The following is a 14098-nucleotide window of genomic DNA, read 5'->3' as shown; positions in this document are numbered from 1 at the left end:
AATCACTTATTGAATAACAATATGCACACCCTGATACAACAGCTTCAACAACGTTTTGGCTTCGACGGTTTCCGCGAAGGTCAGCAACAGACTATTGAGCAGCTTCTGGCCGGTCATTCTTCGCTGGCGGTGTTTCCCACCGGTTCAGGGAAGTCTTTGTGTTATCAGTTCACCGCGACACAATTGCCCCATCTCACACTGGTGATTTCGCCGCTCATTGCGCTGATGCATGATCAGCTGGCATTTCTGCGGAGTAAGGGTATTGCAGCTTCCAGCCTGGATTCCACTCTGAGCAAAGAAGACAGCCAGCAGGTGATGCAGCTGGCCCGTGATGGCGAGCTTAAGATCCTGATGATTTCGGTAGAGCGATTTAAAAACGAGCGCTTCCGCCGCTTCATCGACAGCATTCCTGTATCCATGCTGGTGGTGGATGAAGCCCATTGTATCTCCGAATGGGGGCACAATTTTCGTCCCGACTATCTTAAACTGCCCCGCTACCGCCAGTCACTGAACATTCCGCTGGTGCTATTGCTCACCGCTACGGCGATGCGCCGGGTACAAAAAGACATGGCGCAGAAATTCGATATCGGCCTGCAGCACATCGTACAAACGGGATTCTACAGGGCTAACCTGGATATAGACCTGATTCCGGCACAGAACACCGGTAAATTCCCGTTGCTCACGCAAGTACTTGATGAAACTGCCGGTGCCGGGATTGTGTATGTCACCCAGCAAAAAACGGCGGATGAACTTGCCGGACAGTTACAAGCAGCAGGTTATTCTGCGGTTTCTTATCATGCAGGCCTTGGTAACGACAACCGTGCTGCTATTCAAAATCGCTTTATGGCGGGTGAAACACGCATCATTGTGGCAACCATCGCCTTTGGTATGGGTATCGATAAAGCAGATATCCGTTTCGTGGTGCATTACGATCTCCCGAAATCCATAGAAAATTACAGTCAGGAAATCGGTCGTGCCGGACGTGACGGACAGAAAAGCCGGTGCGTACTGCTGGCCAGTCTGGACGGCATTAACGTGCTGGAAAACTTTGTCTATGGCGACACACCTGAAAAGCATGCCATTGATACACTACTTAATGAAATCACGGCCAACACGCTAAATGATCAGTGGGAAACAAGGGCCTGGTCGCTGTCGCAAACCACCAATATTCGCCCTTTACCACTGAAGACGCTGCTGGTGCAGCTCGAACTCGCCGGCGCGGTTGAACCTGAATACAGCTACTACGAAGACGTAAAGGTAAAATGGCTGACGACTCCTGAGCAAATTACACAGCACTTACCGCAGGAGCATCAGGGACTGTTCGACGCCATTGTCAGCCACACCCGCTTCAGGAAAATTTGGGGCGTTCCGGATTTCGACGCCCTTCAACACCAAGGATTCCTGAGGGGAATGGTGCTGAGTCTGCTGGAGCAACTGGCTGACAACGGACAGGCTGAACTGGAAACCAAACAACTCACCGATGTGTACCGGGTGAACCCCGAGTTATTCACCCCCGACCTTGCCGGCAACCTTTATCAGTATGCCTGCAAGAATGAAGAATCAGAAATTGCCCGTATTGCTACCATGCTACGCTTTTTCAATCTCGACCGCTGCCTGAATCACAATCTGGCATTGTACTTCGGCGATCAGCATGCACCTGAACACTGCGGGCATTGCTCAGTATGCAGGGGGCAATCACTGAGTCTTAGCCGTGATAACTCAGAAGCTCAGTCCGGCAATATCGACACTGACATCCAACTGGCCCGCAACTGGCTTTCTGAAAAGCTGCCGGCACAGATGCTGACACCTGTCTTGCTGAGTCGCTTCATGGCCGGACTTACCCAACCCGTTTTCACCAAAATCAAGGCAAAGCAGCAGCCGCAGTTCGGAAAATACGAAGAGACGGCTTATCACGCACTCCTCTGCTGTGCCAATTCTGTTGTGAATGAATCTGAAGGCGCAGTTTCGGGATAATAGTTATCAAAACACAGCGGTGAGGTGCTACAATATGCCTTTATTTTCGCGACGCAAAAACACCGAATGACCTTTGAAGAATTAGAGCTTGATGACAGCCTCTGTCAGGCTGTTACGGAGATGGGATTTAAAAACCCGACTTCCATTCAGTCTCTCGTGATCCCGCCGGCGATGGACGGCAAAGATATCCTCGCATCGGCCCCTACCGGAACCGGAAAAACGGCGGCCTTTTTGCTGCCTGCATGCCAGTTTTTACTGGATTTCCCACGTCGGGAACCCGGTTCGACACGCATCCTTATTCTTACGCCAACCCGTGAACTTGCCTTACAGGTGTATGAGCAGGCACGGGCAATTACCCGTTATACCGAACTGGTATGCGGCGTAATTACCGGCGGCATAAACTATGGTACAGACAGAGAAACACTGAGCCAGAATCTGGATATCCTGGTGGCCACGCCGGGGCGCTTATTTGAGCATATCGAGAAAGAGTCTGCGGATTGTCGCAATATTGAATGCCTTATCCTGGATGAGGCAGATCGTATGCTCGACATGGGGTTTGGTGCCATTGTGGGTCAGATTGCCTCGGAAGCCCGCTGGCGTAAACAGAACATGCTGTTCTCCGCCACACTGGAAGGGCCGGGGGTGAAGTTTTTCTCCCGCGATATTCTTAATGATCCGGTTGAGGTAGAAGCGAATCCTTCACGGAAGGAAAAAGCGAAAACTCATCAGTGGTATCACCTGGCGGATGACATGGCCCACAAACAGGCCATGCTGGTGCATATTCTTAAAAACGACATTACCAATGCGGTGGTGTTTATAAAAACCCGCGAGCGCCTGCAGGCACTGAAAGATTTTCTGATGTCAGAGAAAATTGAAGTGTGCTGGCTGCAGGGAGAAATGCCGCAGGATAAACGCAATGACGCCCTGCTACGGTTTAAATCCGGAAAAGTCCCCGTACTGCTGGCAACCGATGTTGCTGCCCGTGGCATAGACGTACCTAACGTCAGTCATGTCATCAACTTCGATATGCCCCGCAAGGCCGATATCTACGTTCACCGTATTGGCCGCACCGGTCGTGCAGGCGCAAAAGGTACCGCCATATCACTGATTGAAGCTCACGACTTCGACATGGTAGGTAGAGTTGAGCGTTATACCGGTGAACCGCTTAAATCCCGTTTCGTAAAAGATTTGCGGCCTAAGCATAAAGCTCCGAAAAACACCGCGAAGAAAAAGGCCAAAAAGAAAAAAGCCGCCACAGCGAAAAAGAAAAGTAAGTAATCAGTAAGGACGGTTTGATATGTCATTTCCTGAAAAAATTGTACTGGCATCCGGTAACGCCGGCAAAGTGAAGGAATTCACCCGCCTGTTTTCAGCGCTGAACGTGACCGTGGTTCCGCAAAAAGAACTCGGCGTGGAAGACGTTCCGGAAACAGGCACCACATTCGTGGAGAACGCCATTATCAAAGCCCGTCATGCAGCTAAAGTCACCGGCTTGCCGGCGATTGCAGACGACTCAGGGTTGGTAGTGAATGCACTTGGCGGTGCGCCTGGTATCTATTCCGCCCGCTACGCCGGAGCACAGGCCAGCGACAGTGATAACATTGGTAAGTTGCTGGAAGCGCTGGATGGTAAAGCAAACCGCCGTGCACATTTCTTTTGTATGCTGGTGTTCATGCGTCATGCAGACGATCCGGTTCCGCTTATCAGTCAGGGTTACTGGCATGGCACGATTACGGATTCTCAGGCCGGTCACGGCGGTTTCGGGTATGATCCGGTGTTTTATGTACCTTCCCATGAATGTACCGCCGCTGAACTGGACCGTCAGGTTAAAAATCAAATCAGCCATCGTGGTCAGGCCATGGCATTTCTGCTCGAACAAATGAGACAAACTTTTGCGTAATCCCTCTCTGGGCCTGTATATCCACATTCCCTGGTGTGTTCAGAAATGCCCTTACTGCGACTTCAACTCACACGGATTGAAGTCATCGCTTCCTGAAAATGAATATGTCGCCCATTTGCTGGACGATCTGGCTATTGACGCAGCCCGCGTAAAAGGACGCGAGATCACCAGTCTTTTTATCGGCGGCGGTACGCCAAGCTTGTTTTCCGCAGAATCCATAGCAACCCTGCTGGACGGCGTTAAACAACGGGTAGCGTTGTCTGAGCATGCTGAAATCACTCTTGAGGCTAATCCCGGTACTGTGGAAGCGGGACGCTTTGACGGCTATGCTCAGGCCGGAGTAAACAGGATTTCCATGGGGATCCAGAGCTTTCAGAACCATCACCTTAAAGCCCTTGGCCGCATTCACGATACTGACCAGGCAAGCCGGGCCATCACTCTGGCGAAGGCTGCACCGCTGAACAGTTTTAATGTGGATTTGATGCACGGCTTACCGGATCAGAGTATTTCAAATGCGCTGGACGATTTAGACCGTGCCATTGCCATGTCTCCACGCCATCTTTCCTGGTATCAGCTCACCATTGAGCCCAACACACCGTTTTACTCAAAGCCTCCAGAGCTGCCCGATGATGATATTCTATGGGAAATCCAGTCACAGGGGCATAAGAGGCTTAAAGCTGCCGGCTTTGAACAGTATGAAATTTCCGGTTACAGCCAACCCGGCTTCCAGTGTCAGCACAATCTGAATTACTGGCGCTTCGGTGATTACCTGGGGATAGGCTGTGGTGCTCACGGTAAAATCACAGATATCAACAGCGGTGAAATAGTCCGTACAGTAAAAGTGAAGCATCCCAGAGGCTATATGGATATTGCCCGCCCCTATCTCGATAATTCCTCAACGGTAGAAAAAGAAGATTTAGCCTTCGAATTTTTCATGAACCGGTTTCGCCTTGTGGAACCCTGCCCCAAGCAGGATTTTACTGATTTTACCGGACAGGCATTATCATCTCAGGAATTAGCAGAGCTTTCTAAAGCCCGTGAGCAGGGATTGATTGAAGAATCGGAGTTGCACTGGCAGGTGACGGCAAAAGGCAGACGATACCTTAACAGTCTGCTCTCAGCATTTGTTTAACGATTTATTCCGAAATAATAATGTCGTAAGGTTTCAGCGCAGGGATATGCTTGCGCAGCTTTTCTTCCAGGTTATTCAGACGGTGTAGTTTGTCACAGAACCACTGGGCTTTATTGTTCAGTGATGCCGGCCCTGCTTCAAAATCCAGTTGCTCACCTACGGCCTCAAGCTGACGGGTGATTTCTTCCACCCTTTCGCTGCTTAAATCTACCCGGTTTTCATCCATGCCGCCAATGGCTGAAAGAATACCGCCGATGGACATTGAGATAGCCTGCTCCAGTTCAGCTTCAATTTCACTGTCGACAAAGTGGTCGACACTTTCCAGTGATCCCGGGCCGATAAAGTAATGGTTACTGGCATGACGGAACTTGTCTTTAACACGGTTACGCACGCGCTTCATTGCGTGCTGCAGCTTCTCGTAACTTTCGTGATCGGTTCCCACCAGCCCCTGATATACGTTATCCACGGTATCTGCTGCCAGATCTACACCTTCTGTCGCCAGAATAATCATCTTGGGAACAACATAGTGCAGTCCCCGCGAATAATCACGGAGCCAACGGCGCTCGGGTACACTCAGGTTTTGCCAGCGACCTTTTACGAACAGCTGATCCTGGTCGTTGATCTGAACGACAGTACGGCTCTTATCAAGGATCCGTAACTGATGTTCGTTAACCACCAGACCATAGGCAAAGTCGATGTCACAGGATATATCTGCTGACGCACAAAAAGGCACCGTGGTGAAAAACACCAGCGGAACTCGCAAAGCAGATAATAATTTTCGCATTCTCATGCGTAGCATTGTGTACGCCTTACCCCTAAATAAAAAGCCGCGACAAGTCCAACCTGCTAAAATTCAGGTTGAATAAATCGCGGCATTATAAGGGCTGTTAACGGCTAATCAAGCTGTGTACGCACTAAACGCACGTAAACAAATCTGTCCTTTTCTTTAATTGAGTGGCTGGCATTAAAAAATGCGACTACCCAGGAACGTACCGGATCTTCCAGTGAAGGCGTTGATGTCCAGAAATCATCCGGCGGTGTATTAGGGAAAATAGCTTCGTTAATCGCAGGGCGTACACACAAGCGTTCAGTAATGGTCGACAGCTCTTTGATGTTAGGTAAACGCAACCCGGCAAGATCAACGGCATCGGCTTCCTGCGCAGCAATGAGTGCTTCCTGCCAGTTATATTTAGTGGCGGTGCCTGTGCAGGTTGTCCCGTTCCAGGTCTGACCCAGTGAGCAACGCTGCCAGATTAGCTGAGTTTCAATATGCAGCACTTCGCCGTCACCCAAATCTTCAAAATCGTCCTCGCCGGCGGTTTCAATACCATCACCCAGACAGGTCTGAGCCATTAAAGACGCCGAAAACAGCCAGCATAACAATACAAATACAGGTTTCATGCTTATCTCCCTGCCCTTACCAGACGCACACGCGCCGGGCTCGATTTGATTAAGAAGTTATCCAGGCCGGAAGCAAAATCCAGTGCCCAGGCATTTTGTGCCGCATCACCGGACACGCCGTCAGCACTTGGCATGCGGGTCCAGTACCATAACTTGTCCTCACCGGCCGCCAGTGTGCCGGCGAAAGGAAAATAGTCATCATCAAGCATCACGCCGCTGGGCTGACCGAAATGAATAATCGACATCAGTTCCTGATGTGTCGGCATACGCCAGTCGTAGAACCCGCACAGGCCCTGAGCGTTTACCGCACTGACATAAGCCTGAGTGTTACAGTTAGTCATTGTACAGCTGGCGGTAGTCGTAGTCTGCGGGCCCTGATAACCTCCGTTTTGCGCAGAGAAAAACCAGGAATAGGTGTTATCTGCATCACGAAGTCCGGCATCGTCGGTTTTCTTCTCCCAGATAAGACCGGTGATGTTATCACGTACACAAGACCAGGCCTGCGACGTATCGTCTTCTTCATCACCGTTGCTATTGAGTTTGGTGAAATCAAAACCCGCTTTACCACGGCCTGCCTTTTCAAGGAAACCGGCAGCACTGATCACATCCCCCCCCCGCTGTCCGTCCTGACCGGGAAAATCGTTCTGCTGGGTATTGGCGTAGGCTGTATTATTCGCCTGCACTGTAACGCCGGTGTCGTTTAACAAAGGAACGGGCATGGGACGGACGGTAACGAAAATTTCGTCATAGACGATATGACCGAAGGCATCACTCACGGCAAGGGTATAACTCATTTGCGTTTCCACATCGACCTGCGGCGCAATCGCATACGTTGAAAGAGCATCTGCATCGCGGACCATACCGGCACTGCCTGACGCTTCCCATTCGCTGAGTAGCGGTAAACCGGCGGATACCGTCGTACTTGCAACGCCATTGAGGACAATCCGCTCACCACTGAATACCGTCTGGTCGTTGCCGGCACTGACCTTTGGTAAGGTCTGGCTTTCTGACAATGTATTCAGGGTAACAGTGGCGGTATCTGTGGCACCTTCTGCATCAGTAACAGTCAGCGTCAGTGTCAGCGCCTGCGCACTGGTTTCCACCGGCATAGTAATGGTTATCGAAGGCTGATCAGTGGCGATACCATTTAAAACACTGTTACCTGAAGTTTGTTGCCACTCCCAGGCTGCAATGGGGTTTGCTGAATCCGGTGCATCCTCGTCAGTACTGGCCGACCCGCTCAGCTCCACGGTACTGCCGGCAGAATATGTATTCTGCGGCTGACCGGCTTCCTGCTCCGGCGTGATCACAGCTGTCGGTGACACATTTACCGGCCTGACCAGAATATTTAAGGTATCAGAATCGCTGTTACCGCTGCTATTGGTGACTGTCAGGGTAACAACAAACGACGTATCGGTGGTAACGACAGGTGCAGTAAAAACCGCGTCTGCAACAGTATTGTCATCCTGCGTGATAGTGGCAGAAGGCGTTACAGACCAGCGCCAGGTCGCGCCATCGGTATTGCCTGTAGCACTGCCACTCAAACTGGCGTCCGTGGCCTCCAGTACTTCAATATCGGCACCGGCATTCACGTAAATCGCATTGGGATTAGTGGGCGTGCCACCGGAGTCATCACCGCCGCCTCCGCCGCATGCACTCAGCATAAGACTCATCAAGAAAACGGTGAACCCGTGCCGGCACGGAAGGTGTGGAGAAATTCGAAACATCACGTCGTCTTACCCTCTGAAAAAGAAAACGCCGGTGTATTCAGTTTATTGTGGTGAACGTCTTTCCCTGCGTTCTTCACTGCTCACCTGCAACGCTTCAAGTTGCTTTTTACCGGACGCGATATCCGTCATATCGTAAATCATTACGCTGATATGGTCGGTTTTCCCGTTCGCCGATGTTAAAGGTGCCAATGTGATATTCTGATACATGTACGGCTCATTACCTGTAATCGGCCGGTAATTGTGAAACTTGAACAAATGAGGCCGCTGCTCCCAGGTCATGAATGCCCGGGTTTTCAACTCAAATACAGGTTTGCATTTTTTTGCAAACCAGCTTTCATTGATGTGAGGGAAAATGCTGAATAAGGTTTTGTCACGCACTTCGCTGGGTAAGAGCCCGCTGTGGCTTTCCATGAAGCCATTCCATACCTTTACCTGAAATGCTCTGTCCAGAACGATAATACCAACATCAACACTTTGCAGCATATCCATCATCCAGTGGAAAGACTGCATTTGCTCTAATTCACTGTCCTGCATTACATATCCTCCAGTAAATGAGCAAGTTTGGCGTTCATGGTTTGCATAGAGTCTTCGGTGAAAAGAATTAACAGGTCACAATTCACATTGTAGCCTTCCAGCCCGTAACTCAGTTCAATCGCCAGAGTACGTTTCCACTTCACCTGATTAGTCTGAATAATATCGGTAATCGCACGGTGCTGCCCCAGAACAATGGGCTGCCCCTGTGCAAAAGTCACGTCCATTTGTTGCGCCAGGCCAGTGAGGCAGGTGCCGATAAGGATACTGGCCGCATCCATTAGCAACTCAAGCTGCAACTGATCGTCCACATCCTCCTGCACATCGAGAATTTTTGCCACATCTTCAAAGCTTGAATCACTGAGAATACACATGACTTCGCCGCGGATCCCTGAGCCGATAAAGCCCTGACACACTGCCGTTACCTGCTCATGGCTGTCTATATCCGACAGCATCATGCGCATTTCAGATGCTTCAATAAGATTCACATTGGGAATAGGCAGGTGAACAAACACATTCATCGTCCGCGCAAGGTGGTCTCCCGCCCGTCCCATGGCAATATTAGTGATTTCCTGATAGCAGTCGCGGATATCCGGATCCAGTTCAACGGACTCTTCAACTTCCGGCTCGTTTTCCAGCAAATTATGTTTAACCAGCACGCTTTCCAGCGTTGCAGGGTCCACAGGCTTGCGAATAAACTCCAGTGCTCCCAGACGGGTTACCCGTTCATGGGCCTCGGGCTGTATATCCCCGGAGATCACAACAACTTTGGTTTTCAGCCCCTTATCCTGAATGGCCTGCAAGGTGGCGTATCCGTCCATCACCGGCATATTCAAATCCAGTAATAACAGTTGTCCTTTGCCCTGCTCTAAAGCGGCAACCGCTTCCTGACCATTTTTGGCGAAATGAACAGCGACATCCCAGTCAGGCGGCAAGCACTTTGCTACCTGTTTGCGTGCTACCAGCGAGTCGTCACAAACCAATACCGAAATCATGTAAAAAGATTACCTTCCTTTAGCCTTCGCAGAATTGCGAAATCTTTTGCAGAAATTGTCTGACCATGAACATTGTACACCGTGCATACAACAGTTTTCAGTCAACTGAATCCCTTATACATTGATAGCAGGATTCTGAGTAATTTCCATTCGTCATTGGTGTAACACGGCGGTTATTTTTTAAACTCAGGTTCCTGCTAATGACACTGTTACGCAAACAATAAAGGCAGGATAATCGCCGTCATGATGCCGTTCAGACACAACCCCAACGTTGCCAGCGCGCCGGTGCGCTCACTCATTTGCAATGCTTTGGCGGTCCCCACTGCATGACACACAGCCCCCAGCGCGACACCACGGGCTTGCGGCAGAGTGACATTTAACAAGTGATAGACCCCCGGCGCAATTACCGCCCCTACAATACCTGTAGTGATAACGAATACAGCAGCCAGCGCAGGAATACCATTGATTTGCGCAGTCGCCTCCATCGCCAGCGGCGTAGTAATGGACTTCGCCAGCATGGTCATCTGAATAGCCAGTGGTGTATCATAAAACCACACTGTCAGCCATGCTGTTAACGGTGCGATGACGCCGGCAAGAAATACCGCCAGAACCAGACGCCAGCCCAGTTCACGAATTTTTTGCCACTGGGCATACATAGGGATCGCCAGCGCTACCGTGGCCGGCCCCAGTAACCAGTGAATAAAGCCCGCCTCATGCTGATAATTACCCGTTCCCTGCCCGCTTATCAAAATAACCATGCCGGTGATCACCGCAGTGACCAGAACAGGGTTCGCCAGCGGATGTCCCCGGGTTCTGCGAGCAACGGATAATGCGAGTAAATAGGCCTCAATGGTTATACTTATCCAGACTAATCCCGTTGCCGAAAAAGAAGGCACAACGAGCGCAGAGACACTTGCAAACCAGTCATTAAATGCCTGTACAACAGTCATAAGCCAGGATCTTCTTCTGAATCCACAGCAACAGATTGCAATAAACGTTGCGCTATCCACCCGCTGAGGCCCAGGCTGACAGTGGTTGAAACAATGATGGCTAACCCGATGCCGGTAAGGCTTTCATTGATTTGCTGCCAGTAGACGCCAACGCCCAGCACAGCAGGAACAAAAAGCATCGCCATATGCCTTAACAGCGGGGCCCCGCCCGATATCAGCACGACAGGGGTTTTCCTGCGGAGAAACTGAAAAGCGAGCAACATTAAGAGTCCGGCGAGTGTGCCGGGGAACGGCAGTGCTAATACTCTTACCAGCATCTCCCCGCCGAAATAAAAAAGAAAGATCGCAGCCAGACCGGCAAGCATGTGCAGCAGGTTATTCATAGGCGTCCGTGTTAATGGAGATAAGGCAGTGTATCTGACAGAGTCCGGGTCTCACAACCGACAATGGTCTTAGTTCGAAGTATTGATACGTGATGTTCTCATCGCATAATGCTGACTTATCTTAAGTTTTATGTTGCCAGACAAGTGAATAAACCGGGGGCGCTTGCAACATTCATCGATTCTGACAATAGCAGTACAATTAATTATGGCTGAGCGGCTGATACGCATAAATTGATCCGGCAATTTGCGCTGCATATCACAGAGCGAGCAACGGACAACATGATTTTCAGACAGACAGTGCACAACTAGATAGTCCCCTGCAGCTTCTATCCAAATAATGTCGCCATATTCAAGATATGTCCACTCTCCCGCACAACGTAAACTCAGGCGACGTTCAAAACCCGGGTGGTTAAGTTGACGGTTCAACCTCGCTTTCAGTGCGCTTACGGAAATACCAGCCTGGAGCGAAATAGTTTTACAAGCGGATTCATAACCGGCGCGTTCCGTACGGGCACTGAACAGTGCGTGCTGATGTTGCAGACAAGACCGGACATTTTCCTTTGAAGGAGGCATAGAGATAAATCCTCCAGCATTGATAGCGAAGGCCTTTAAAGCTTCCTCATTTGTACTGCCGGCAATAACAAGTGGACATAGGTGAGGGCCGGTAACAGCAAAAGAGTTGAGACAACTTATTAAAATTGAGTTGCGGGAACCATTAAACCAGTAAAGTTCTTCGGGGGTACGGCATATTGTCACACATCCAACCTGCGGGATATCTTCTAATATCAGCCTGAGTGACGAATGATACTGCTCATTCTCAATCATCACCAGTACACTAAGCAGGGGTAGCGGACCGGCTACAACTTCTGTGTGGCTGCCGGTACCGTTTTGACTTTCCATGTTCGTACCTGCCGGGGTTAACGCCGGGCTGTTAATGTTTCATCCTGAAGCTTTAGTCGTCTCGCGATCAATTCACTGGTGTCCATTGCACGGTGGCGCTCTGCAAAGGACATCATATCTTCACCATTACAGACTAATCCTTCATGAAGAACTTTCAGTGACACCCTCGAATCTCTTACTGCGTTTTTTAAAGCACGGGTATCATCCTTACGGATAGCATGACATACAGATACAAGGCTGCTCTCAAGCCATCTGGGATAGGTTGCGGCAATTGCATTTGAGCTTGTCACAGGAATAATGAATGACGCGCTGGTGATAACAGCGACAATTAACGCGGTGTTGCGTTTGGGAAGTTTAGATTTCATGGTCGTCTCCTTGTTAAAATCACCTTCCATCAGGTCGATGGTCAGGATATTGATAACGTAGAGAAGTGTTGTTAAAAGGACTGTGAAGAATCGATGAATCGCAAAGTTTTGAGATCTTGCGATGAACAACATTTTTTTGCCGTTCACTTATCGGCAACAGAAGGAATACATCGTGCTAAAAACACATTTTGTCACATTCATATTTAGTACGAAGATGAGTAAAAAACGAGGGAGGAAAAGAATTAAGCAGGTCAGTTCAGGTTCTGTTTGAAAGCGGCCCGGGATATTTGCCGGGCTCCGGAAGGCGTAGTTCAATGGCAGATCAGAAAGCGCTGTCCTGATGCACTTTAATGAACATCGGCGTTTCAGCTTTGCTGTAATCTACCTTGTATTCTTTTCCATTCAGTGTCTGAATGAACACCAGTGTCTTTTCGTCACCGAAAACATCACCGGTTGTAATATCAACCAGTTCCATGTCCATCATTTTGGCTTCACGCTTGTTATCAGGGATTTTTCCTTCGTACCGCTTAATACCTTTATGAGTCACGATTACCGGCGGATTATCATCACCGTTAACAATCAATAAATCGAATTTACGAACTTTATGAATAATGGTATTGCGGCCACTTACCAGGAAGGGCTTCTCAGTCATTCTTATCTCCATGCTGGCTGGCTAAAATTAGTGTAAAGGAAAGATAGCAAAGAATCTGAAACCTTGCACTACGCCACAGGCAAATTTCGCCTTAAACCACCGACTTAGGTTCATACCCTCAGGATTTCAGGTATACCTTTTCAGGCGCGTCCCAACGCAACCATTCCCTACCGGTGAGATTTTTCATGACTTTTTCACAGCTTTTATCGTGAGAACCGGCCATATTACATTCCGTAACCGCTTTTAAATCAACGCGGAACAGAATTTGTTGCAGCTTCGCCAGCAAGCTGAGGTCCGACACGTTCTGGGCCATAGGTAACTTCACCGTTACACGATTGGGAAACGCACAATCTGACGGCTTCGTTTCAGCATTCACTCCATTGCATCCTCCGCTGGCCAGTAAAAACGACCAGATGGCGCCCGGCTCGCGGGTATTTTGTAATTCCACACGGAAGAAGTTATGTCCGGCATTCACCGACTGGTACATCGTTGGTTTGTCCAGCGGCGGTGTTTGTTCCACCGGCAATGAATGGTTCTCATCAAAATTAAGCCCCATCGTCAGGCGCAGTTCTGTAGCTCTGCTTAGCAAAGCTTCATTGGCATCCAACAGAATATGATTGTTATTCAGCTTTTTATCGCAGGCATGATGAAACTGCAAAAAGGCGACTTTATCTGACTGCCAGTCGTTATTGACGAAGTTCAGTGGTACCCATCTGCCCTCCACTTTCACTTCCGGTTGGCTCAGATAAAAAGCCAGATAGTTTATTTTCCACAGATCTTTATCCACCGTGACTTCCCAGGCACAGTCTTCACCTAATGAGAGGTCGGTAAATTCCAAGGGGATATCTCCGGGGGCTCTGCTGCTCCCGAACAGATCGCCGCAGCCTGTCAGCATCAGAAAAGCCGGGATCAGGAAAATCCATTTCATGTTCATAATTACGCTTAATTTAAAACTTACACCGCCACCATAGTGAGCGGGCAGCCACCATTTCGTCAACCAGACAAAAGACTAACGGGGCAAAGAATGAGGTGCGCGGAAGCCATACGCTTTTTACTAACAACATTAACCGCCGGGTGTTACAACAGCAGGCTGAACAACTTTTCGCCAGGCAATTGAATTCACAGACTGTATAGGGTGACAAGCCACAAAAAACTGCTTATACTTCGCCCCGCTTGTAAAAACCA

Annotated in this window: 15 protein-coding genes; 4 read left to right on the top strand and 11 right to left on the bottom strand. The window is 49.5% G+C overall.

What is annotated here, in order from left to right:
• The first annotated feature begins 21 nt into the window (after window positions 1-21).
• The 4 genes from ACXAGC_RS11765 (at window position 22) to hemW (ending at window position 5006) form a co-directional block, all read left to right on the top strand.
• Window positions 22-1974 (top strand): RecQ family ATP-dependent DNA helicase, encoded by a 1953-nt coding sequence (locus tag ACXAGC_RS11765; RefSeq protein WP_474844565.1) that lies wholly within the window; start codon window positions 22-24, stop codon window positions 1972-1974.
• Window positions 1975-2040: 66 nt separating this feature from the next.
• Window positions 2041-3252, top strand: a complete 1212-nt coding sequence (srmB, locus tag ACXAGC_RS11760; protein ID WP_474844564.1) for an ATP-dependent RNA helicase SrmB — start codon at window positions 2041-2043, stop codon at window positions 3250-3252.
• Between the two features lie 19 nt (window positions 3253-3271).
• On the top strand, window positions 3272-3874 hold the full coding sequence (gene rdgB, locus ACXAGC_RS11755) for an RdgB/HAM1 family non-canonical purine NTP pyrophosphatase (protein WP_474844563.1): 603 nt from the start codon (window positions 3272-3274) through the stop codon (window positions 3872-3874).
• Window positions 3867-5006: a radical SAM family heme chaperone HemW gene (gene hemW, locus ACXAGC_RS11750; protein WP_474844562.1), complete on the top strand. Its 1140-nt coding sequence runs from the start codon at window positions 3867-3869 to the stop codon at window positions 5004-5006. The genes rdgB and hemW overlap by 8 nt, the downstream gene beginning before the upstream one ends.
• Window positions 5007-5010: 4 nt before the next feature.
• Here the strand turns inward: hemW and ACXAGC_RS11745 are convergent, their stop codons facing one another.
• The 11 genes from ACXAGC_RS11745 to ACXAGC_RS11695 form a co-directional block, all read right to left on the bottom strand.
• The gene (locus ACXAGC_RS11745) at window positions 5011-5790 is read right to left on the bottom strand and encodes a DUF2884 family protein (RefSeq protein WP_119500430.1); all 780 of its coding nucleotides are present in this window, start codon (window positions 5788-5790) and stop codon (window positions 5011-5013) included.
• A 110-nt stretch (window positions 5791-5900) separates the two neighbouring features.
• Window positions 5901-6407 (bottom strand): Lcl C-terminal domain-containing protein, encoded by a 507-nt coding sequence (locus ACXAGC_RS11740; RefSeq protein ID WP_303574488.1) that lies wholly within the window; start codon window positions 6405-6407, stop codon window positions 5901-5903.
• A 2-nt stretch (window positions 6408-6409) separates the two neighbouring features.
• Entirely contained in the window at window positions 6410-8071 is a 1662-nt protein-coding gene (locus ACXAGC_RS11735; protein ID WP_474844561.1) for an Lcl C-terminal domain-containing protein, read from the bottom strand.
• A gap of 108 nt (window positions 8072-8179) precedes the next feature.
• Window positions 8180-8671, bottom strand: a complete 492-nt coding sequence (locus tag ACXAGC_RS11730) for a PAS domain-containing protein (protein ID WP_119500427.1) — start codon at window positions 8669-8671, stop codon at window positions 8180-8182.
• Window positions 8671-9663: a response regulator gene (locus ACXAGC_RS11725; protein WP_119500426.1), complete on the bottom strand. Its 993-nt coding sequence runs from the start codon at window positions 9661-9663 to the stop codon at window positions 8671-8673. Before ACXAGC_RS11725 ends, ACXAGC_RS11730 begins: the two co-directional genes overlap by 1 nt.
• A gap of 209 nt (window positions 9664-9872) precedes the next feature.
• Window positions 9873-10613, bottom strand: coding sequence for an LrgB family protein (locus ACXAGC_RS11720; RefSeq protein WP_474844560.1), 741 nt, complete (start codon window positions 10611-10613; stop codon window positions 9873-9875).
• Complete coding sequence (locus tag ACXAGC_RS11715; protein ID WP_474844559.1) at window positions 10610-10996, bottom strand: CidA/LrgA family protein; 387 nt, start codon at window positions 10994-10996, stop codon at window positions 10610-10612. The genes ACXAGC_RS11720 and ACXAGC_RS11715 overlap by 4 nt, the downstream gene beginning before the upstream one ends.
• Window positions 10997-11065: 69 nt before the next feature.
• Window positions 11066-11896 carry a LytR/AlgR family response regulator transcription factor gene (locus ACXAGC_RS11710; protein ID WP_474844558.1) on the bottom strand — a complete coding sequence of 277 codons (831 nt, stop codon included), beginning with the start codon at window positions 11894-11896 and terminating at the stop codon, window positions 11066-11068.
• A 17-nt stretch (window positions 11897-11913) separates the two neighbouring features.
• Window positions 11914-12393 carry a DUF3718 domain-containing protein gene (locus ACXAGC_RS11705; RefSeq protein WP_474844557.1) on the bottom strand — a complete coding sequence of 160 codons (480 nt, stop codon included), beginning with the start codon at window positions 12391-12393 and terminating at the stop codon, window positions 11914-11916.
• 190 nt (window positions 12394-12583) lie between these two features.
• Window positions 12584-12913, bottom strand: coding sequence for a hypothetical protein (locus ACXAGC_RS11700; protein ID WP_474844556.1), 330 nt, complete (start codon window positions 12911-12913; stop codon window positions 12584-12586).
• A 118-nt stretch (window positions 12914-13031) separates the two neighbouring features.
• Window positions 13032-13751: an MbnP family protein gene (locus ACXAGC_RS11695; RefSeq protein ID WP_474844555.1), complete on the bottom strand. Its 720-nt coding sequence runs from the start codon at window positions 13749-13751 to the stop codon at window positions 13032-13034.
• Window positions 13752-14098 lie beyond the last annotated feature (347 nt).

Source organism: Alteromonas sp. AWJ4_197 (genome assembly GCF_056160285.1).
Note: the sequence above shows the minus strand (reverse complement) of the source record. Positions and strands in the feature narration are given on the sequence as shown.

Bases quoted from the DNA above. Each gene is read 5' to 3' on its own strand.
- ACXAGC_RS11710 (WP_474844558.1), bottom strand. From the start codon at position 11,896: ATGGAAAGTCAAAACGGTACCGGCAGCCACACAGAAGTTGTAGCCGGT.
- ACXAGC_RS11715 (WP_474844559.1), bottom strand. From the start codon at position 10,996: ATGAATAACCTGCTGCACATGCTTGCCGGTCTGGCTGCGATCTTTCTT.
- ACXAGC_RS11725 (WP_119500426.1), bottom strand. From the start codon at position 9,663: ATGATTTCGGTATTGGTTTGTGACGACTCGCTGGTAGCACGCAAACAG.
- ACXAGC_RS11745 (WP_119500430.1), bottom strand. From the start codon at position 5,790: ATGCGAAAATTATTATCTGCTTTGCGAGTTCCGCTGGTGTTTTTCACC.
- ACXAGC_RS11720 (WP_474844560.1), bottom strand. From the start codon at position 10,613: ATGACTGTTGTACAGGCATTTAATGACTGGTTTGCAAGTGTCTCTGCG.
- ACXAGC_RS11730 (WP_119500427.1), bottom strand. From the start codon at position 8,671: ATGCAGGACAGTGAATTAGAGCAAATGCAGTCTTTCCACTGGATGATG.
- ACXAGC_RS11740 (WP_303574488.1), bottom strand. From the start codon at position 6,407: ATGAAACCTGTATTTGTATTGTTATGCTGGCTGTTTTCGGCGTCTTTA.
- srmB (WP_474844564.1), top strand. From the start codon at position 2,041: ATGACCTTTGAAGAATTAGAGCTTGATGACAGCCTCTGTCAGGCTGTT.
- ACXAGC_RS11705 (WP_474844557.1), bottom strand. From the start codon at position 12,393: ATGTTGTTCATCGCAAGATCTCAAAACTTTGCGATTCATCGATTCTTC.
- rdgB (WP_474844563.1), top strand. From the start codon at position 3,272: ATGTCATTTCCTGAAAAAATTGTACTGGCATCCGGTAACGCCGGCAAA.
- ACXAGC_RS11700 (WP_474844556.1), bottom strand. From the start codon at position 12,913: ATGACTGAGAAGCCCTTCCTGGTAAGTGGCCGCAATACCATTATTCAT.
- ACXAGC_RS11735 (WP_474844561.1), bottom strand. From the start codon at position 8,071: ATGCTGAGTGCATGCGGCGGAGGCGGCGGTGATGACTCCGGTGGCACG.
- ACXAGC_RS11765 (WP_474844565.1), top strand. From the start codon at position 22: ATGCACACCCTGATACAACAGCTTCAACAACGTTTTGGCTTCGACGGT.